This is a genomic window from Haloplanus aerogenes (assembly GCF_003856835.1).
GTDB lineage: Archaea > Halobacteriota > Halobacteria > Halobacteriales > Haloferacaceae > Haloplanus > Haloplanus aerogenes.
In genome coordinates this window covers 2,911,967-2,932,303 of sequence record NZ_CP034145.1, presented here as the reverse complement: position 1 = coordinate 2,932,303, position 20,337 = coordinate 2,911,967, and the positions used below count along the sequence as shown (strand labels likewise).

The window sequence follows — 20,337 nt, the reverse complement described above, 5'->3', positions numbered from 1 at the left end:
CGTGGGAGTTCACTCTTCGTCCCCGTCCTCGTCACGCGTCGCCAGTCCCGACAGGTGACCCGCCTCGGGGACGATGATCTCCTCGGCGCCCAGCCGTGCCGCGTTCTCGCTCCCCGGCAGACAGAACACGGGTGTCTCCTCGACGGTGCCCGCGACCGCCCGCGTGCCGACCACGCGCGTCCCGATTTCGTCGTACGAGAGCCGGCGGAAGAGTTCGCCGAAGCCGGGAAGCGTCTTCTCGAACAGCGGTTCCGCGGCCTCGACGGTCTGATCGTCCGGCGTCACGCCCGTCCCGCCGGTGCTCACGACGGCGTCCACGTCCCCACGGCGGGCGAGGTTCTGGAGCGTCGCCTGCACCCGGTCGTGGTCGTCCGGCACGAGTTCCCGCGTCACTACCTCGTGCCCCTCGGCCTCGAACGCCGCGGCGATGGCGTCGCCCGCAGGGTCGTCGTCGAGCGTCCGCGAGGACGTGACGGTGACGATGCCGGCGCCGAGGGTCTCGACGTCGTGGTGGTGGTGGTCGTGTCCGTCGCCGTGATCGTGGTCGTGTCCGTCGCCGTGATCGCTCATGCCTGCGGGTTCGACGCCCGCCCACTAATACTGCCGGCAATCCCTGTCCGCACGTCCCACGATCACCGTCCCACGAGAAAATTCTATGACATTTCGATCCGTACTCGCGGGTATGGTCGCAGAAGTCACCACGACTCGCTGTCTGAACTGTGGATTCGAGACACCGGCCGGGAGCGACGCGTGGGAGACGGCCGACCATCCGTCGCTGGGGTCGCTCACTCAGTGTCCGGAGTGTGGGAGTACGAACACGACGAGCCGATAGTCGACCCGCAGCGTTTTGTCCGTCGCGAGGGTTAACGCGGATATGCAAGCGGTTCAAATCGCGGAACACGGCGGGCCCGACGTGATCGAGTACGGCGACGTGGCCGACCCCGAGGTGGGGCGCGACGAGGTGCGCGTCGACGTGAAGGCTGCGGCGCTCAACCACCTCGACGTCTGGACGCGTCGCGGGTTACCTGGCATCGACCTCGACATGCCGCACATCCCCGGCAGCGACGCCGCAGGCGTCGTCCGCGAAGTGGGAGCCGACGTGAGTCGATTCGACCCCGGCGATCACGTGGCCGTCACCGCGGGCGTCGCCTGCGGCGACTGCGAGTTCTGCCGACACGGCGAACCCTCGATGTGTGTCTCCTACCACATCCTCGGCGAACACGTTCCCGGCGTCCACGCCGAGGAGTTCGCGATTCCCGAGGACAACCTCGTCGCGGTGCCCGACCACGTGGACTGGCCGGTTGCGGGGTCGGCATCGCTCGTCTTCGGGACTGCGTGGCGGATGCTCGTCGACCGCGCCGACCTCGGGCCGAGCGAGTCCGTCCTCGTCCTCGGCGCCTCCGGCGGCGTCGGCCACGCCGCCGTCCAGATTGCCGACTACCTCGGCGCCGAGGTGTTCGCCACCGCCAGTACGGACGAGAAACTCGACTACGCCCTCGATTGCGGCGCCGACCACGCCGTCGACTATACAGCGACCGACTTCGCAGGCGAGATTCGTTCCCTGACCGACGGCCGCGGTGTCGACGTGGTGGTCGACCACGTCGGCGCCGAGACGTGGCGTGACTCCCTGAAGAGCCTCGCGAAGGGCGGTCGCCTCGTCACCTGCGGCGCGACGACCGGGCCGAACCCGGAGACGGACATCAACCGCATCTTCTGGAACCAACTGGAGGTGATCGGGTCGACGATGGCGACGCCCGGCCAGTTCGACGACGTCCTCGAACTCGTCTGGGACGGCACGTTCGAACCCCGCATCCGCGAGACCCTGCCGATGAGCGAGACGGCACGCGCACACGAACTCCTCGAGAACCGCGAGGGGTTCGGCAAAGTCGTCGTCGTCCCCGACAGTGAGCAGTGAGGGGGCGGGCGGCGATGGCGACGGGGCCCGCCCCACGGTGACGGTCACCTCTGACGGGACGACGACCGTCGAGAGCGGGGGCGACGACGAGGCCGTCGACGACCGGGCCGACACTGACGACGGCCTCGACTGGGCGGGCTGGATCCTCGTCGCTGCCGTCGTCGTCGCCGTCCTCGTCATCCCCGGCGTCATCTATCTCTGGCCCGCCGGCGGACAGGTCCTCGGCGCCACCTACCGGACGGCCATGCTCGTCCTCCCGATGATTCCGGCCGTCATCCTCGGCCTGATCGCCGTCTGGTCGATGCGGGACCGTCGCGGCGACTGACGGCGCTGGCCCAGCGGTTCGATATAAATCCTGCCGACAAGACTTATACTGTGCAGTGTGGTAACGTGTACCGAATCGTATGTTCGAAGAGTTCTCCGCGGGCTACTACCTCGGGCGACTGTACGTCGAACCCCACGACGGCGAGTGCGCCGTCATCCACCGGACGGACCACGAACGGATGAACCGCCGGCTCTACGCCTCCGGCGAGGGCGTCGAACGCCTCGACGCGCCGCTCGTGATGAAACTCGACGGGCGTCACTTCCCGGTCCTCGGGCGCGAGGGCGTTCCCTCCGGAACGTTGGGGCTCCCCCCGGGCGTCACCGAATCCGACCTCCCCGACCGGCGCGAGGTGTTCCTCGCCAAACCCGGTCGTGCCGCCGAACTCCTCCGGTACGCGGGCTACGAGCAGGGGTACGTGGAGGAGGCGGTTTAACGAGGGCTCGGTCGCTCCGCGGCTCCCTTCGGTCGCCGCTCCACCGAGGGCTCGGTCGCTTCGCTCCCTGCGCCCTCGCCAGCCACAGACTAGAAGGCACCTGCGCTCACTCGTACGCCCATGCTCGACAGGTTGCTCGGACGGGCCGAACTCAAGGCGCGTATCGAGGAACTCGAAGAGGAGAAGCGCCACCTGGAGCGTCGCCTCGACGCCGAGAGCGACCGCCGCGCCGACGCCGCTACTGCCCGGCAGGAGGCGGAGGAGCGTGTCAACCGCCTCGAAGACCGGATCGCCGATCTGGAGGGGCGTCTCGACGACGAGAGCGAGGTAGCCGCCCTCGACCCCCGCGGCACCGAGTCGCTCCGCGGTGACCGCCTCGACGCCGTCCTCGCTCGTCTCCGGAGCGTCGACGCCGGGGCGGAGGGGGCGCTGACCGCGATGGTGGACGAAGAGGTCCCCGACGCCGTCGCGGATATCCTCGACGACCACGCCCCCCTCGTCGACCGCGCCGCGCCCTGCGTGGTCTGTGTCGACGACGCGCGTCTCGTGAGCGTCGCGCTCGCTCCCCCGCTCGCCCCCGACCCCTTCGTCGAGTGGGGCGAGGGGTTCCGCCTCGACGACGATTGGTTTCGCCCGCCGGACGGCCTCACCGTCGCGCTGGTGCGCTCGAACCTGTTCGCCGTCGGCGCCTACGACGGTGGCGACCTGACCGACGTGGAGACGGTCGAGACGGACGTGCAGGCGACCCACTCGAAGGGTGGGTTCTCGCAGGCGCGGTTCGAACGCCGTCGCGACGAACAGATCGCCACCCACCTCGACGACGTGCGGGCGGTACTGGACCGGCGCGACCCCGACCGCCTCGTCCTCCTCGGCGAGCGGACCGTCCTCGACGACTTGGACTACGACCCCGTCGCCGTCGAAACCGTGGACGCGAGCGGCGACCCCGAGGACGCCCTCGACGACGCCGCCCGCTCCTTCTTCACGACGCGGCTGACGCTACTGTGACGCGACCGGCCTCGTCGCCGGTTCGGCGTCGACAGTCGCGTTCGCCACGTAGAGGTCGGCGTCCATCGAGACACCCGGCCCGGCCGACTCGGGGACGTAGGCTGCCTCGTCGCCACACCGGAGCGGCCGGTCGCAGTGTTCGAGATACGGCGTCAGGGCTCGCGTCCGGCCGTCCTCGGTGGCCGTCGGCAGTTCGACGCGGTAGCTGAAGCCGTTCCCCACGCCGTAGTCGGCGAAGGCCGTCACCTGGAGTTCGTCGCGCTCGTCGACGGGAATCGTCGTCGTGTTCGACACCGGCGTCACGCCGCGGAGGCGCGCGCGGCCGTCGCTCACGACCAGTGACGGTGTGAGCGTAGAGTCACGCTCCACGGACGACTGCGTGCCGTTGGTGACGTAGTAGGCCTGCCCGTGTTCGGAGGCGAGGCGGATCGAGACGCGTTCGACGCCGGACGGGATGCCCAGCTGCAGGCCGAGGCGCACTCGCTCGCCGGCGACGTGCTCGACGGGCTGGATGCGTGGCGTCACCGCCTCACCCGTCGTCGGTGCCCACACCCCGCGGTAGGTGTACCGGTACAGCTGTCGCTGCGGGTGGGCGTCGACGACGGCGAACTGTCGCTCCCGGAGCGCGTACACCACGTCGCCGTCGAAGCCGGGGTCGTTGCGGAGCGCCTGGAACGGATGGTTCATCCAGTCGCCGTACGGCGTGGGGAGGAAGACGAGCGAGCCGTCGGGCACGTCGTCGACCGGCGCGTACGCCTGTCGGTAGGTCTCCGTCACTTCGGCGTTGCGCTGGACGGGTTCGGCGAGCGCCGTCGCCGCCGGGACCGCGACCACGAGGAGACAGACGGCGACGGCGACGACGGCGACCTGTCGCCGGCGATCCGGGTCGGCAATCCGCGCCTGCAACGCCGCCCGCCCCCGCCCGGCGAGGAGGACGATTCCGTGCGCCGCGAACGCCGCCGTCGGCACCAGCAGGTCGAAGTGGTAGTACGGGCCGAGAAACGCCACCAGTCCGTCGTTCGCCCGCCCGAGGTCACCGAGGACGTTCAGGTTGCCCCAGAAGTAGACGTTGCCGACGGGGATGGAGACGAACAGGCCGGCGAGGACGAGGCGCCGCCAGTCGGCGGTGCGGTGGCGATACAGGTGCCGAAGTAGCCCCCCGACGCCGACGGCCGCGAGGACCGTCCCGAGGGGGCCGGCGGCGACCCACTCGCCGAACAGGAGTGAGAGGACACGCGCGTTGACCCGGAGCGCCAGTTCGGGCGTGTACTGCCGGGAGTACGCGAGAATCTCCCGGTGGCCGAAGCCGAGACCGTCGAGCGGCGCGAACGCCTGATAGGGGAAGACGAACGCCGATCCGGTCGTGACGGCGTTGTACCCGAGCGCGGCGGCCACGCCACAGAGTCCCAGCACTGCCGTCGCCGCCTGCGCGAGCACCGGATCGCGGTCCAGTCCCCGGAGCGTCCACAGTGCGTGGGCGATGAGGGGTGTGGCGAAGAGGACCGCGGTGTACGGGCGGGAGAAGAACGCCAGCCCGACGGCGAGGCCGGCGACGGCCGCGGCGCGCCGACTGCCGGTTCGTCGGCTGTGGAAATACGCCGCCGCGAACGCGAGATTCAACAGCGTCGTCGGGGCGTAGGGGAGAAACACGGCGGAGTCGACGAGAAAGAGCGGCGAGGCGAGCAGGAATCCTGCCGCGAGCAGTCCCCGTGTCCGGTCGAACGCCGCGGCAGTGAGCGCGTAGGTGAGCGCGACGTTGCCGGCGGCGATACCCGCGAGCGCGAGACGGTAGCCGCCGAGCAGGTTCCCGACGGCGAACATCGCCGCGGGGACGGGCGCGTACTTCGGATACAGGCCCCCGTCGGGCGCACGGACGAAAAACCACGGGCGGTACGCGTCCTCGACTGGCGGGTAGAGGAACAGTTGGCCGTCGAGGAGCATCGCCGCCTGCTGGAGGTACACCCCCTCGTCGTGGTTGAGGCTGTGGAAGGGGAACAGACGGGTCGCGACGAGGAAGACGAGGAGGCCGCCAGCGATGGCGAGGGCGGCGGCAGTGAGGCGGTGGCGGTGCGTACGCAGAACGTGACGCCCCGCGCCGTCGCTCATTCCGCCGGATACCACGCGAGCGTGTGGTCGGCCACGAGGTCGACCGTCACGCGCTCGCCGAGTTCGAGGTCACTGGCGTGGTTGTGTTCGGCGTGGACGACGTCGCCGGTGTCGAGTTCGACGGCGTAGACGAAGGAGGGGCCGGTGTACTGCCGGCCGACGAGCGTCCCGTTGCCGGTTCGGCTCTCGTCGTCACACGGCGTCGCGCGCAGGTCGTCCGGGCGGACGAGCACGTCGAGGCGAGCGCCGTCGTAATCCGTCGTCAGCCCCTGAAGCAGTTCGGCCGGGAGCGTGCCGAGGCCGGTGTTGATGTGGTCCCCGCCGAACTGGCCGGTGAGGAAGCTCGCCTGGCCGAGGAAGTCGGCCACGAACCGCGATTTCGGGTGTTCGAACACCGTCTCCGGGCGGCCGACCTGTTCGACCTGTCCCTCGTTCATGACCGCTACGCGGTCGGAGATAGAGAGGGCTTCCTCCTGATCGTGGGTGACGGAGACGGCGGTGACGTTCGTCTCCTTGATGATGCGCCGGACTTCCTCGCGCATCCGCTCCCGGAGGCGGATGTCGAGGTTGGCGAAGGGTTCGTCGAGGAGTAACACGTCGGGTTCGGGGGCGAGCGAGCGGGCGAGCGCGACCCGCTGACGCTGGCCGCCGGAGAGGTTCTCCGGCGACCGGTCCGCGAAGGCGCTGAGCCCCACGAGGTCGAGCAGGTCCGCCACTCGCTGTTCGCGCCGGTCGTCGTCCCAGTCGTCGAGACCGAAGCCGACGTTCTCGGCCACCGTCAGGTGCGGGAAGAGCGCGAACTCCTGGAAGACCATGCCCACGTCCCGCTGTTCTGGCGGCACGCCGTCGCCGTCGGCGGCGACGCACTCGCCGTCGACGCCGACCCGACCGCTGGTCGGCATCTCCAGCCCCGCGATCATGCGGAGCGTCGTCGTCTTCCCACAGCCGGACGGCCCGAGGAGCGTGAGGAGTTCGCCGTCACGCACCGTCAGGTCGACGTTGGTGACGGCCGTCTCGGTGCCGTACCGTTTGGTCACGCCGTCCAGCGTCAGCATCGCGGGCGCGTCCGGTTCGTCTTCGTCCTCCGCACGCGACACGCGACGGCTCATCTCGGGTGTGTCGTTACGCATTGTCTCCCTCCTGTCGCAAGAGTAGGATCATGGAGAGCGCGGAGACGGCTACCAGCACGAGTGCCGGCAGCGCGGCCCGTCCGTAGTATCCCGCTTCTTGCACACGCCAAATGTAGGTGACTAGGGTTGTAAAGCCCGTCGGATGGAGGATGAGGGTCGCCGGCAACTCCTTCATGGTCGTCAGGAAGACGAGCGCGGCGCCGGCGACGAGGCCCGGCGCGATGAGCGGCAGGGTCACGCGCCGGAACGCCCCCTGGGGCGTCTCCCCGAGCGTCCGCGCGGCGCCGAGCAGTTCCGAGTCCACCTGTAACACCGACGAGTGAGTCGCCCCCACCGCCTGCGGCAGGAAGCGGACGACGTACGCGAACACCAGCAGCGGGAGCGTCTGGTAGAGCCACGGCAGGTAGTTCGCGCCGAGGAAGACGAGCGCGAGGCCGAGAACGATCCCCGGAACGGCGTAACCGACGTACGTCGACCGATCCAGCAGGCGGGCGAGCGGGGAGTTAGAGCGCGCCGACACGTAGGCGATGGGGAGCGCCGCGAGTCCCGTCGCGGCGGCCGCGATGGCGGCGACGTAGACGGAGTTGATCGCGAACGACCACTCGAAGGCGAACCCGCCGCCGGCGTAGCCGGGGCCGCTCCGCAGCAACCACATCCCGAAGATAGCCACCGGCACCACGAGCGTCAGCGCGACGACTGCGGTGCAAAACAGGAGTGCCGGTGCCTTGGCCCAGCCGAGCGACGTGACGGTCGAATCCGTCTTGGTGACGCCGCCGCCGTACCCCGAACCGGTGCCGGAACCGAACCGCGACTCGAGAAAGAGGACGAGCGCGGTCACGGCGAGCAACTGGATCGAGAGCAGCGACGCCGTCCCTCGGCCGAAGTTGTTGTACTGGACGTAGATGACCCGAGTGAAGGTGTCGAAATGCATGATCGCTGGCGTCCCGAAGTCCGAGAGCGCGTAGAAGGCGACGAGGAGCGCTCCCGCAGTTACGCCGGGCGCGATCTGGGGCAGGACGATCCGACGGAACGCCGAGCGGAAGTCGTGATTGAGCGTCTGGGCCGCCTCCAGTTGCTTGGAGTCGAACGACAGGAGCGACGCTCGCGTCGTGAGGAAGACGTACGGATAGACGAACAGTGCGAGGACGAGCGTCGCCCCCTGAAAGCCGTAGATGGTCGGAATCGTCACGCCGAGCGGGCTGAGAAGTTCCGCCAGCGTGCCGTGTGGGCCGAACGCCGAGACGAACGCGAACGCGCCGAGATAGCTCGGCACCACCAGCGGGAGCGCCAGCACGACCGTCCAGAACCGGCGGAAGGGGAGATCGGTCAGTACCGTCAGCACTGCTAACGGGACGCCGAGTGCGACGGAGAGGGCCGTGACCGACGCCACGAGCGCGAGGCTGTTGGTGAACACCTGTACCGTCGAGGGCGCAGTGAGGATCGACAGCGCCTCGCTCGGGCCGACGGCGGCCGCTCGCAGGCCGAGCCACAGAAGCGGCGAGATGACCGTCACAGCGACGAGGATGGCGGCGGCCGTGACGAGGGGGTGGGATTCGTACCGTCCCGGCCAGCCGATCCGCTCTCGAAGCCCGTCGACCGCCGCCACGATGTCCGATCCCTCGCGGCTCATCCCCCTAGAGCACGCCCACGTCTCGCATGAGTTGGAGCGTCGGTTCCACGTTCGATAGTTCCTGCAGGTCGATAGAAGGCGGGTTCAGTTCGTCGATGCTGGGCAGGCCGCCGACCGGCGGCACGCCCGGAATCATCGGGTAGGCGAACGTCCGGGTCGCGAAGAACTCCTGTGCCTCGACCGTCAGGAGGTGGCGGACGAAGTTCTCCGCGAGTTCCTGCTGGTCGGTGCCCTGGATCACCGCGGCGCCGGCGACGTTGATCAGCGCGCCCGCGTCGCCGCTGGTGAAGGCGAGGTCGAGCGGCGCGTCGGTGCGCGCCGAGCGGACTCGGAGCGCGTAGTAGTGGTTGGCGAACCCGGCGCTGATCTCCCCGTCGGCGACGGCGTTGGAGGTGAGGAACTCGTCGGGGTACTCCGTGACGCCGGAATCGAGCATCGACTGCAGCCACTGCCGGGTCGCGGACTCGCCTTCGATCAGGCGCATCGCCGTGACGAACGCCTGGAACGCGCCGTACGTGGGGGCCCAGCCCATCGCACCCTGGAGTGCCGGCGTGTCGGGGAAGTCCATGACCGTGTCCGGAATGTCGCTGGCGCTGAGTTCGTTCGTGTTGTAGGGGACGCTCCGCGCCCGGCCCGCGGTTCCGACCCACTGGTCCGTCGGGTGGAACTCCTGTGGAACGGACTCGACGACGTCCGAGGAGAGCGTCGTCGCCATGTCGGCCTCCGCGACGGCGCCGAGCGATCCCGCGTCGACCGCCCAGAACACGTCGGCCGGGCTGTTTTCGCCCTCCTCGATGATGGTGTTCGCTAGCTGGGCGGTCCCGCCCTCACGCGGTCGCACCGTGAAGTCGGGGTAGAGCTGTGAGAACATGGAGAGTAGTTCGCGGTACAGGCCGCCCTCGCCGCCGCCGAGATAGACCGTCAACTCCCCCGAGAGGTCGGGGAGGTCCGCGATGCGCGTCCCGCTCAGCGACGCCCGGCCCTCGACGAGCGGCCCGGAGCCACGGAACGAACTCAGGGTGATCGTCCCGCTCCCGTCGCCACCGCCGCCGCCACTGCTCCCGCCCGGAAGTCCGTTACACCCCGCGAGCGCGCCACTCAGCGCGGCCGCGCCGGTCGCGAGGAATCGTCGCCGCCGAAGATACGACGAACTGTCGTCGTCCATGGTTGATTTAGGTGGCCCTAAAACACTTATACTTGCCGATTCCCCCGGCTCGGCGTGGCAGTCGCTCCCACGGGGTGTATCGGAAGTCGCCGGAGGCGTTCGCCGTTACGTCCGGCGAAAATCTATCACCACGACAGCTGGAATCCAGTTCGACGGGTCGTCTCAGTCGTCGGCCGGAACCGCGCGCTCGACCGGCTGGAGTTCGTCGAGACAGTCCAGCCAGTCGTGCATGTGTTCGCCGACGTAGGCGAGGAAGTCGCCGTTGCGGTAGTCGGCCTCGGCGTCGACGAGGGCGTCGGCCATCGCCGCGAAGACGCCGGCGTACGTCTCGGCGTCGCTGCCCGCGTCGTCGATCAGTTTCCAGAGGTGTTCGTTCAGTTCCAGCCCTGCCACTTCGTTGTGCAGGTCGTCGAACGTCGACCGTGGGGCCTTGTCGTGCCGGCAGAGTGGGTCGCCCGTCACGATGTCCTTGCCCAGTACGTCCGCTGCGCGCTTGAGGAAGACGCCGCTCCAGATGTCGTCGAACCGGCCGACCGACCACTCGTTGTCGTCCATGGGAAGCTGGTAGAAGGCGGGGACGACCTCCCGGCGGAACCCGAGATTCATGGAACAGACGGTGAGATACTGGCCGGGTTCCACGACGAAGTCGGGGCCGAAGTCGTCGGCGGTGAGGCGCGTCTCGGCCTGTCCCTGCAGGTCGCCGTCCATCAGGATACGCACCGCGTCGAGGTCCGGCACGTTCGTCCAGAGGCCCTGCGAGGCGATCACGTCCGACACCTCGCGCTCCCCGGTTTCGACCGTCTCGTTCATCGCCGCGTACGGATAGCCGCGGGGGTAGAGGCCGTGTTCGTCGGCGGCGTGATAGAGGACGTTCACCCAGTTCTCGTCCGACCGCACCGACTCGACGGTCCGTGTCTCGGTCAGGTTGCGGAGATGCGTGCCGAAGAAATCCACGTCGTCGTGGGGGCGGGTGTCGTCGTCGATAAACACGCCGTAGGGGTGGTCGTGCGCCCACAGGTAGAGCAGGCCGAAACTCGTCTGCGCGTGACTTCGCGCCGGGATCAGGTGGTCGTACTCGCCGACGCCACGGTCGGCCAGCCACGCTTCGCGTCGGCTGCCGTCGAACACCTCGCCCGCGACGCCCAAGTCGTCGAGCATCGCGTCCATCTCCTCGGTCGGACAGTGATCCTCGGTCACGAGGACGAACTCCAGTCGGTCGGTGTCGAAGCCGTGGCGCTCGGCGTTGGCGACGTACGACCGCACGCACTCGTACTCCCTGATCGTCGGCACGATCACGCAGACGTCTGCACTCATGGCCGCCACTCTTTAGGCCCGCCTAAAATACCTGTCGCTCCGCGACGGCGATATATATTCCTCGATAGCCGTTCGTAGGAATCATACCAACGGCTTTGTGTGGGCTCTCCCTCCAGTACGGTGATTCACCGACTGCGGCGTCCCTCCCGCGGCAACGTTCAGTCATGTCCGATCCAGACGATCCAGCCGGCACGCACGACGAGTCCGATGACGAGACAGCGTCGGCGTCGGCCACGCCCGACCTCGACGACCCGCAGTTCTACCTGAACCGGGAGTTGAGTCACTTGGCGTTCCAGCGACGCGTCCTCCACGAGGCGCTCGACGACCGCACACCCCTGCTGGAGCGGGTGCGGTTTCTCGGCATCTTCACCCGCAACCTCGACGAGTTCTTCATGAAGCGGGTGGGCGGCCTGAAACAGCAGATCGACGCGGGCGTCACCGACTCCACCGTCGACGGGCGGACCCCCCGCGAGCAGTGGGCGGAGATTCTGGAGACGACCGCCCCGATGTTCGACCGGCAGACCGAGTGTTACCGCGAGGTCGTCCGCCCGGCGCTCGCCGAGGCGGGGATCGAGATCCTCGACTACGACGATCTGACCACCGACGAGCGCGACCGGATGCGGGCGTACTTCGAGGAGTCGGTCCTCCCGACGCTGACGCCGCTTGCGTTCGATCCCGCTCACCCCTTCCCCTTCATCTCCAACCTCAGCCTCTCGCTCGGCGCGTTCGTCCGTCACGAGGGTGACGAGGACGAGGGGCCCATCTTCACCCGGATCAAAGTGCCGCAGAACCGCCCCCGACTCGTCCCCGTCGAGGAAGGATCGCGGTACGTCTTGCTAGAGAATCTCATCGAGGCGCATCTCGACCTGCTGATGCCGAACGTCGAGGTGCTCGATACGGCCCTGTTCCGCATCACGCGCAACGCGGAGGTCCGTCACGATCAGGAGGTCGCGGAGGATCTCATCGAGGCCATCGAGGAGGTGATCGAACAGCGGCGCTTCGCCACCGCGGTCCGACTGGAGATCAGTGCGGACGCCCCGGAGGCGATGGTCACCCTCCTGCAGGAGCAACTCGATCTCGACCCGGCGGAGGTGTTCTACCGCGACGGCCCGCTCGACTACCGCGATTTCACGACGCTGACCGAACTGGAGCGCCCGGACCTGAAACGGCGGCCGTGGTCGCCGCTCCCGCACCCCCGGTTCTCCGAGGGGCCGACCGCCGATGCGACGATGCACGGTGCCGACCTCTTCGACGAGATCGCTCGCGACGACGTGCTCCTCCATCACCCGTATCACTCCTTCGACGGGACCGTCCAGCGTTTCCTCGACGCCGCCGCCAACGACCCCGACGTGCTAGCGATCAAGGCCGCCATCTACCGCACGGCGAGCGACTCGCAGGTGATCCAGCGCCTCATCGACGCTGCCGACAACGGCAAACAGGTGGCGGTGATGGTCGAACTCAAGGCGCGCTTCGACGAGCAGAACAACCTCCAGTGGGTGCGCAAGTTGGAGGAGAACGGCATTCACGTCGCCTACGGGACGGTGGGATTGAAGACCCACACCAAGACCGCGCTGGTCGTCCGCGAGGAGGCGGACGGCGTCAAACTCTACTCCCACGTCGCTACGGGGAACTACCACTCCGAGACGGCGAAAGGCTACGTCGATCTCGGGCTTCTCACCGCGGACCGCGACATCGGACAGGACCTCGCCACGGTGTTCAACTTCTTCACTGGGCCGTCGCTGGACGAGTCGTTCCGCAAACTGCTCGTCGCGCCGGTCACGATGCGCGAGCACTTCACCGAGTTGATCCGCCGGGAGGCCCGGTACGCCCGCGCCGGCCGCCCGGCCCGCGTCGTCGCCAAGATGAACGCCCTCGAAGACCCCGACATCGTGGCAGAACTCTACCGGGCGTCGATGGCCGGCGTCGACATCGATCTGATCGTCCGCGACATCTGCCGCCTGCGTCCCGGTATCGAGGGCGTCAGCGACACCGTCTCCGTCCGCTCGGTCGTCGGGCGCTTCCTCGAACACTCGCGGATCTACTACTTCGAGAACGGCGCAGGCCCCGACGATCCGGCGGCCGCCGACGAGCCGAATCCCCAGTATTTCGTCGGCTCCGCCGACTGGATGACGCGAAACCTCGATTACCGCGTCGAGGCCGTCGCGCCCGTCACCGACCCCGACATCCGCGAACAACTCCGGTTCGTGCTGGAGGTGATGCTCCACGACAACCGCACCGGGTGGGAGATGGACGCCGACGGCGAGTACGAACAGCGGACGCCCGGCGACGACCCCGTCTGGAGCACGCAGGAGATTCTGATGGACGCCGCGCGGGCCGCCCACGAGTGCGACGACGACCACGGCCTCGACACCGATCACCCGGCCAGTCCCGGCGACTTGCTGGTGACGGGCGACGAGGCCGACGACGACGGGGACTAGTCCCCCGTCAGCGACGCCAGCAGGTGGACCGCCGGCTCCGGCGCCAGCGGGTCGTTCGCGTTCCCACAGTGGGGCGACTGGACGCAGGCCGGACAGCCGTCCGCGCACCCGCAGGCGTCGATCATGCGCCCCGTGCGGGCGAGGAGCGGTTCGATTCGCTCGTAGCCGCCACGGGCGAGGCCGACGCCGCCGGGGTAGCCGTCGTAGACGAAGATGGTGCTCGCGCCGGTGTGGGCGTGATACGGCGTCGAGAGGCCCCCCACGTCCGCCCGGTCACAGAGGAGTTCGAGCGGGAACAGCGAGATGAGGCCGTGTTCGGCGGCGTGGATGCCCCCGTCGAAGTCGCCGATGACGCGCATCTCGGTTTCCACGTCGCCGGGGACGGTGAAATACAGCGCCGTCGTCGACAGCGTCGTCTCCGGCAGCGCCACCATCTCCCGACCCAGCGTCTCGCCCCGTTTCGCGTCCCGGCGTTCGAACCCCGTCACCCGTTCGGTGACGGTCACGTCCGCGAGGCGGACCTCGGTGTCGGGGCGGGCCGACAGGGCGGTCGCCTCCCGGTCCCGATCCACCGTGATCGACTTCTCCGTCAGGACGCGCGTGTAGTAATCCGCCCACGTCGACTGCAGGGTAGCCACGTCTCGATCCAGATCCAGATCCGTCACCTCGTAGGACTGCCCCTGATGGTGGTAGATGGCGCCGGGGTGGGCGTCCCGCAGGGCGTCGCCGAAGCCGAGCGTAGCGATCACGTCGCCGTCGGCCAGTAGATCCACCTCGCGGTCGTCGACGGTCCGGAGGCTCGTCTCGTGTTGCGGGCTCCGATCCCCGGCGTGGGTCCAGCGGACGCCCTCGCTCGTCTCCCGGCGCTCCAGTCGCCCCTCGGCCTCCAGTTCCCGGACGATGGTGGCAAAGCCCTCGCCGAAGTGTTTCTCGTCCGCCTGCGACAGCCAGTTCTCCACGGCCGCCGACGCGACGTGGGCGGGCCGGAGGTGGTCGTTCTCCGGGTCGACGGTCGCCTGCTCCGGGTCGCCGGCAAAGAGGTCGTCGGGGTTCGCCATCAGGTACTGGTCCAACTGGTCCTCGCCGGCGACGAGGGCGACGAGCGCCGGGTCCGACCCGCGTCCCGCCCGCCCCGCGCGCTGGAAGGTCGACATCCGGGTGCCCGGGTAGCCGTCGAGGAGGACGGCATCCAGTCCTCCCACGTCGACGCCGAGTTCGAGCGCGCTCGTACTCCAGACGCCCCGTACCCGGCCGTTATGAAGGCCGTCCTCGATGTCGCGCCGGCGGTCGTCGCGGAGCGAGGCCTGATACGCCTCGATTCGCGAGGCGAGACTTCGTTCGCCCCGGTCGCGCAACGCGTCCGCGCTCTCGGTCGCGTAGCGTTCGGCGGTCTGGCGCGCACGGGTGAACGCGAGCGTCTGGTGGCCCGCGCTCACGAGGTCCGCGAACAGTCGTTTCGTCTCGACGTGACTCGACCGGCGGCGACCCGATCCCTCGTCGCCCTCGTACTCGGGTGGGTTCAACAGCACCCAGTGACGCGGTCCCCGACCGCTCGTATCGTCGTCGACGAGCGTGAATCCCGACTCCGGACGCCCGGTCAGGCGTGCGGCGTGTTCGACCGGGTTGCCGATGGTGGCCGAACAGCAGAGAAACTGCGGGTCGCTCCCGAAACGCTCACAGAGGCGGGCCAGCCGGCGGAAGACGAGGGCGACGTGACTGCCGAAGACGCCGCGGTAGTCGTGAACCTCGTCGACGACGACGAGGTCGAGCGAGGAGAAGAGCCACTCCCAGAGGCGGTGGCCGTGGGGCAAGAGGCCGTAGTGGAGCATGTCCGGGTTGGAGAGCAGGACGGTCGGCCGGCGGTCCCGAACGTCGCGTTTCTCGGTCTGCGAGAGCCGACCGGTGTAGGTGTCGACCGAGACGCGACTCCCGAACCCGAGGTCGCGGGCGAGGGAGTCGAGGCTCTCGGCCTGATCCGCGATGAGGGCGTTCTGCGGGCCGAGATACAGCGTTCGCCCGCCGTGGTCCATCGCCCGTTCGAACGCGGGGACGGTGTACGCGAGACTCTTGCCGCTCGCCGTCGGCGTCGCGAGTACCACGTCCTTCCCGTTCCGGACGGCCTCGATGGCGTCGACCTGGTGGCGGTAGAGGCGGTCGATGCCCCGATCCGCCAGCGCACTCGCCAGTCGCGGTTCGAGGTCGCAGTCGGCGTACGTCGGCTCGCGGCCGGGGACGAGACGGTAGTCGGCGAGTTGTCCCTCGTCCGCCCGCGCCCGAAGTCGGTCGACGGCGTCGTCCACACCCCCGCTCCGGACGGCGCGGGCATACCGGTTGCGGTCGCCCCGGTCACGACACCGTTTTGACGCACTCGTGCCACGCGCGACTATGGACGCCGACGGCACCACTGGCGGCACGTACACCCTGCTGCTCACGCTTCCGCAAGCGGTCGACATCGCGGTCGGTGCACTCGGAACCCATCGCTTTCCCGGCGGCGCGTACGCCTACACGGGGAGTGCCCTCGGGAGCGGCGGATTCGCCCGCGTCGACCGGCACCGACGGGTCGCACGCGGCGACCACGACGTTCGCCACTGGCACGTCGACTACCTCACCGGCCACTCCGCGACCGAACTGGTCGACGTGGTCACGTCCCCCGGTGTCGACGCCGAGTGCGCCATCGCTCGTCGCCTCCCCGGGGGTCCGGTCGAGGGGTTCGGCGCTTCGGACTGTGGCTGCCGCTCGCATCTCGCTGTCGGTGAGGATATCGAGACCCTGCGCGCTACCGTCGCGTCGGTCCACCAGAACTGATCGCACGTAGGCGACCGGGGACGCTCGACGCGGGGCGGATCCGGGCGAATCCGCCGGGCGTCGAGCAGCGGATCGAACGGCGGGCCGGGCAACCCGCCACGACCCCGTGTGTCAGAGGCACCCCGGCATTATTAAACACATTCGTCGATATCTTCATGTTACCCCTCGCGAAACACCGCATCGAGTGACCAATGATATATAAGCGTTTTGTAGATCTATCAGATGATAGGCGATGATTCACCCGCGGCGGTCGTCGAGCGTCGCACCGAGACTCTTCGTGCCCTGGCCGTGGCGTCGGCCTCGAAGGCGGAACTGGCGGAACGGATCGGCGTCTCGCGGTCGACGGCCGAGCGGTCGCTCCGTGACCTGTCCATGCTCGGGTTCGTCGCCGCGACGGCGGACGGCTACCAGCTGACGGTGCCGGGTCGGCTGGCGCTCGACGAACACGACCGGCGGATCGAGCGGATCGGTCGCTTCGCCGACGTCGCGTCGCTTTTCGACGGAATCGAAGTCGGGATCGACGTCGACCCCGCCCTCTTCGACGACGCGCGAGTCGTCGAGCCGCGCCCGCACGCGCCGCACCGACCCGTCGAGTGCGTGGCCGCCCTCGTCGCGGACGCCACGCACGTCTCCGTCTACTCCGCCAGACATCTCTCCCGGAACGCCCGCGTCTACCACAATCAGGTACTCGACGGGATGACCGGGACGTTCGTCGTCACGGATCGGGTCGTCGACCAACAGCGCTCGACCCGTCCCGGCGACTTGCGCGAAGCGCTCGACCTCGGCCGCATCGACATCCGACGCACCGACCGTGACGAGCCCGTGACGCTCGTCCTCGCGGAGACGCCGGACGGGCCCGAAGTGGGGCTCGTCCTCTATCTCGACGGCACACCTCGCGGGTTCGTCGGCACCGACGATCCGGCGGCGACGCGGTGGGCGCGGGACCTCCACGAACGGCTGTGGCAGTCGGCGACGCCGCTCTAGAGCGCCCGGTCGAGCATCTCGACGGGCGTGGGGGGTTTCTCGTCGTAGTGATCTTCGAGTTGGGTGCGACAGGAGGCGCCGGGGGCGACGACCCGGTCACCGTCGCTGTCGTCCACCTGCTCGAAGAGGATCTTTCCGATGGCCTTGCTCATCGAGTAGTGTTCGGCCTCGTAGCCGAAGGAGCCGGCCATGCCACAACAGCCCGAATCGAGGGGGTCGACCGCGTAGCCCGCCCGACGGAGGACGCCGACGGCGTGGTGGTCTTTCTGGGTCGCCTTCTGGTGGCAGTGGCCGTGGTAGGTCAGCGACTCGGCGGGTGCATCGAGGGCGAGCGACTCGTCGAGTCGGAAGGCGTCGAGATACTCCATGACGCCGTAGGTGTTGGTGGCCACCGTGTCCACGTCGTCGCCGGTGAGCAAGTCGCGGTAATCGGACTGGAACATCACGGCGTCGGAGGGTTCGACGACGACCGCGTCCCAGCCGTCCCTGATGCGGGGCGCGAGGGCGTCGACGTTCGTTCGCGCCTGTTCGCGGGCCCGGTCGAGAAAGCCCTTCGAGAATGGCGGACGACCGCTTCCGGTCACGTCGTCGGGTATGGCGACGTGGACGTTCGCGGCCTCCAGCACGCGGACTGCGGCTTTGCCCGCCGCCGGCGCGTTGTAAGTGGTGTAGGCGTCGGGAAAGAGGAGGACGCGGTGGGCGGCCTCCGATTCGCGCACTTGCGCGCCGCCCCGGGCGTCGAACCACTCGGTCAGCGACTCGCGGTGGAAGGTGGGGAGCGAGCGCTCTTTCGCGATACCGACGGTCTTCTCCATGACCACTCGAGCGCCGGGCACCTTCGCCGCCCAGTTCGAGACGGGCGCGAGCGCCGACCCCAGCGCGTTCAGCGCGTCGATGTTCGCGAACAGTTTGTCCCGAAGCGACGACCCGTGCCGCTGGTGGTGTTCGTGGGTGACTTCGGCTTTCAACTTGGCGAGATCCACCTCGCTCGGGCAGTCCTTCGAACAGCCCTTGCAGCCGATGCAGAGGTCGAGCACCTCGTGCATGAACTCCACGTCGGCGGCGTCGTCGTCCAGATCGCCGCTCATCGCCTGCCGGAGCAGGTTCGCCCGGCCCCGCGTGGCGGTGATCTCCTCCTGACTGGCGCGGTAGGTAGGGCACATGACGCCGCCGGTCGTCTCCTGCGGGCCGCGACAGCCGCCACAGCCGTGACAGAGTTCGACCATACCCTGCAGGCCGTTCTCGTTGTCCCAGTTCAGGGCGGGGTCGAAGCCGGCGTCGAACTCGTAGTCGGCGTCGAACCGGAGGTTCTCGGTCATGTCCACGTCGCCACAGACGGTGCCGGGGTTGAGCAGCCAGTCCGGGTCGACCGCCGTCTTCAGGTCGCGGAAGGTTTGCCAGAGGCGCTCGCCGTACAGTTTCCGGTTCCACTGGGTGCGCGCCCGGCCGTCGCCGTGTTCGCCCGAGACGGAGCCGTTGTACTTGACGACCAGATCGGTCGCGGCGTCGGCGATGGATTCCATCTGGTCGATGCCCTCGACCGTCTTGGTGTTGACCAGCGGGCGGATGTGGAGGACGCCCGGCCCGGCGTGGGCGTAGTAACTCGCGAACGTATCGTGGTCGTCGAGCATCTCCTGAAAGTCCGCGACGTAGGCGGGGAGGTTCTCGGCCGGGATGGCTGTGTCCTCGATGAACGCGATGTGTTTGGCGTCGGTCGTCCGCCCCAGCAGGATCGGCAGCCCGGACTTGCGCATCTTCCAGAACTTCTCCCGCGTTTCGGCGTCGTGGGCCTCCATCGCCGTCCGGGCGCGCCGCGGGGCCGCCGTCAGGTCGGTCGCGCCGTCGGACGGGTCGGCCTCGCTGTCGCCGTCGGGTACCCGATCCGCGATCAGATCCGCCACTTTCTGGCGTCCCTCCTCGTCGCTCTCGGCGTAGAACTCGACGAGGAGGACCGAGTCGGTTCCCTCGGGGAGCATCCCCACCACGTCCCTGAACTCGGCCGTCTCGCGCGCCAGATCGAGCAACACGTCGTCCAGCACTTCGACCGCCGCGGGGTCGTGGTCGAGGATGGGCGCCACGTCCTCCATCGCGTCGATGAGGTCGTCGTACGTGAGGAGACCGATGGCCTTCGTCCCGGGGACGGGTTCGAGCGAGACGGTCGCCTCGGTGATGATCGCGAGCGTTCCCTCACTTCCCGCCAGCAGACGGGCGAGGTTGACCGACCCCGTCTCCGCCTCGTCGATCAGGCGGTCGAGGTTGTAGCCCGAGACGTTGCGCTTCAGGTCGGGGTACTTCTCGCGCACTTCGTCAGTCTCCTCGTCGACGATGCGAGCCACTTCGGCGTAGAACCGCTCCGCCAAGTTCCCGTCGGAGTCGGCCCCCTCGCGGAGTTCGTCGAGGGTCACCTCGCCGAACGTCGTCACCGTGCCGTCCGCGAGGACGGCCTCGACCTCCTCGACGTAGGCGTCGGTCTTGCCGTACTTCAGGGAGTGGGAGCCGGTGGAGTTGTTGCCGATGGCGCCGCCGAGGACGCTCTTGTCGCCCCACGCGGGGTCGGGTGCGAACTTCAGGCCGTGAGGGGCGAGTTCGGCGTTGAGGTCGCCGAGTTTCACGCCCGGTTGGGCGCGGGCGCGGCGGGCCTCGGGGTCCATCTCCAGCACGTCGGTCATCTCCCGCGAGAAGTCGATGACGACCGCCTCGTTGACGGTCTGGCCGGCGAGACTGGTGCCGCCGCCGCGGGGGAGGACGGGAATCTCGCGCTCGGCGCAGTACTCCACTACGGCGACTACGTCGGCAGTGGAAGTTGGGACGACGACGCCGACTGGCGTCATCTCGTAGGCGCTGGCGTCGGTGGCGTACAGCTGTCGGGAGTAGTCGTCGAAGCGGACGTCGCCGTCGATCAGCCCGTCCAGGTCGTCGACCATGCCCGGCCGGTCGACGTCGTCGCTCTGGTAGTCGTAATCACCCGCCGACGACGGATCGTCGGGGGCGTCGCCTGTCGTTGCCATTGGCGGCCACTTGGTGTATGACCGCATAAAATGCAGGTACTCGTGGTGCGCACACCCAAGAGCGTGCGCGGGTGGCGTG

Annotated in this window: 16 protein-coding genes; 8 read left to right on the top strand and 8 right to left on the bottom strand. The window is 68.7% G+C overall.

The window, feature by feature from the left end; all coding sequences use genetic code 11:
- Positions 1-9: 9 nt before the first annotated feature.
- The gene (locus tag DU502_RS15010) at positions 10-570 is read right to left on the bottom strand and encodes a MogA/MoaB family molybdenum cofactor biosynthesis protein (protein WP_121921562.1); all 561 of its coding nucleotides are present in this window, start codon (positions 568-570) and stop codon (positions 10-12) included.
- Positions 571-682: 112 nt separating this feature from the next.
- On the opposite strand from DU502_RS15010, the gene DU502_RS18410 reads away from it, so the two are divergent.
- The 5 genes from DU502_RS18410 (at position 683) to DU502_RS14990 (ending at position 3,678) form a co-directional block, all read left to right on the top strand.
- Positions 683-832: a hypothetical protein gene (locus DU502_RS18410; RefSeq protein WP_166033692.1), complete on the top strand. Its 150-nt coding sequence runs from the start codon at positions 683-685 to the stop codon at positions 830-832.
- Positions 833-874: 42 nt separating this feature from the next.
- Positions 875-1,915, top strand: a complete 1,041-nt coding sequence (locus DU502_RS15005; protein ID WP_121921561.1) for a zinc-binding dehydrogenase — start codon at positions 875-877, stop codon at positions 1,913-1,915.
- Positions 1,905-2,240, top strand: coding sequence for a hypothetical protein (locus DU502_RS15000; RefSeq protein ID WP_121921560.1), 336 nt, complete (start codon positions 1,905-1,907; stop codon positions 2,238-2,240). The genes DU502_RS15005 and DU502_RS15000 overlap by 11 nt, the downstream gene beginning before the upstream one ends.
- A 79-nt stretch (positions 2,241-2,319) precedes the next feature.
- Positions 2,320-2,673, top strand: coding sequence for a DUF5802 family protein (locus tag DU502_RS14995; RefSeq protein ID WP_121921559.1), 354 nt, complete (start codon positions 2,320-2,322; stop codon positions 2,671-2,673).
- A 120-nt stretch (positions 2,674-2,793) separates the two neighbouring features.
- Complete coding sequence (locus tag DU502_RS14990; protein ID WP_121921558.1) at positions 2,794-3,678, top strand: Vms1/Ankzf1 family peptidyl-tRNA hydrolase; 885 nt, start codon at positions 2,794-2,796, stop codon at positions 3,676-3,678.
- Here the strand turns inward: DU502_RS14990 and DU502_RS14985 are convergent.
- From DU502_RS14985 to DU502_RS14965, 5 genes are all read right to left on the bottom strand, one after another.
- Positions 3,670-5,784, bottom strand: coding sequence for a DUF7846 domain-containing protein (locus tag DU502_RS14985; RefSeq protein ID WP_121921557.1), 2,115 nt, complete (start codon positions 5,782-5,784; stop codon positions 3,670-3,672). The two genes, DU502_RS14990 and DU502_RS14985, sit on opposite strands and share 9 nt — an antisense overlap.
- The gene (locus DU502_RS14980; protein ID WP_121921556.1) at positions 5,781-6,914 is read right to left on the bottom strand and encodes an ABC transporter ATP-binding protein; all 1,134 of its coding nucleotides are present in this window, start codon (positions 6,912-6,914) and stop codon (positions 5,781-5,783) included. The genes DU502_RS14985 and DU502_RS14980 overlap by 4 nt, the downstream gene beginning before the upstream one ends.
- A complete protein-coding gene (locus tag DU502_RS14975; RefSeq protein WP_121921555.1) occupies positions 6,907-8,544 on the bottom strand; it encodes an ABC transporter permease in 1,638 nt (545 codons plus the stop codon). Before DU502_RS14975 ends, DU502_RS14980 begins: the two co-directional genes overlap by 8 nt.
- Positions 8,545-8,548: 4 nt before the next feature.
- Positions 8,549-9,709, bottom strand: coding sequence for an iron ABC transporter substrate-binding protein (locus DU502_RS14970; protein ID WP_121921554.1), 1,161 nt, complete (start codon positions 9,707-9,709; stop codon positions 8,549-8,551).
- Positions 9,710-9,871: 162 nt separating this feature from the next.
- The gene (locus tag DU502_RS14965; protein WP_121921553.1) at positions 9,872-11,023 is read right to left on the bottom strand and encodes an alpha-1 4-glucan-protein synthase; all 1,152 of its coding nucleotides are present in this window, start codon (positions 11,021-11,023) and stop codon (positions 9,872-9,874) included.
- Positions 11,024-11,187: 164 nt separating this feature from the next.
- Here DU502_RS14965 and ppk1 point away from each other — a divergent pair, with 164 nt between their 5' ends.
- The gene (ppk1, locus tag DU502_RS14960; RefSeq protein ID WP_121921552.1) at positions 11,188-13,461 is read left to right on the top strand and encodes a polyphosphate kinase 1; all 2,274 of its coding nucleotides are present in this window, start codon (positions 11,188-11,190) and stop codon (positions 13,459-13,461) included.
- Here ppk1 and DU502_RS14955 read toward each other — a convergent pair.
- A complete protein-coding gene (locus DU502_RS14955; protein WP_121921551.1) occupies positions 13,458-15,761 on the bottom strand; it encodes a DEAD/DEAH box helicase in 2,304 nt (767 codons plus the stop codon). The two genes, ppk1 and DU502_RS14955, sit on opposite strands and share 4 nt — an antisense overlap.
- A gap of 85 nt (positions 15,762-15,846) precedes the next feature.
- Between DU502_RS14955 and DU502_RS14950 the strand changes: the two genes are divergently transcribed.
- Together DU502_RS14950 and DU502_RS14945 are read left to right on the top strand one after the other, a co-directional pair.
- Positions 15,847-16,266 (top strand): GIY-YIG nuclease family protein, encoded by a 420-nt coding sequence (locus DU502_RS14950; RefSeq protein WP_121921550.1) that lies wholly within the window; start codon positions 15,847-15,849, stop codon positions 16,264-16,266.
- A gap of 222 nt (positions 16,267-16,488) precedes the next feature.
- Complete coding sequence (locus DU502_RS14945; RefSeq protein ID WP_121921549.1) at positions 16,489-17,250, top strand: helix-turn-helix transcriptional regulator; 762 nt, start codon at positions 16,489-16,491, stop codon at positions 17,248-17,250.
- Here DU502_RS14945 and DU502_RS14940 read toward each other — a convergent pair.
- On the bottom strand, positions 17,247-20,258 hold the full coding sequence (locus DU502_RS14940) for an FAD-binding and (Fe-S)-binding domain-containing protein (RefSeq protein ID WP_121921548.1): 3,012 nt from the start codon (positions 20,256-20,258) through the stop codon (positions 17,247-17,249). The genes DU502_RS14945 and DU502_RS14940 overlap by 4 nt on opposite strands.
- Positions 20,259-20,337 lie beyond the last annotated feature (79 nt).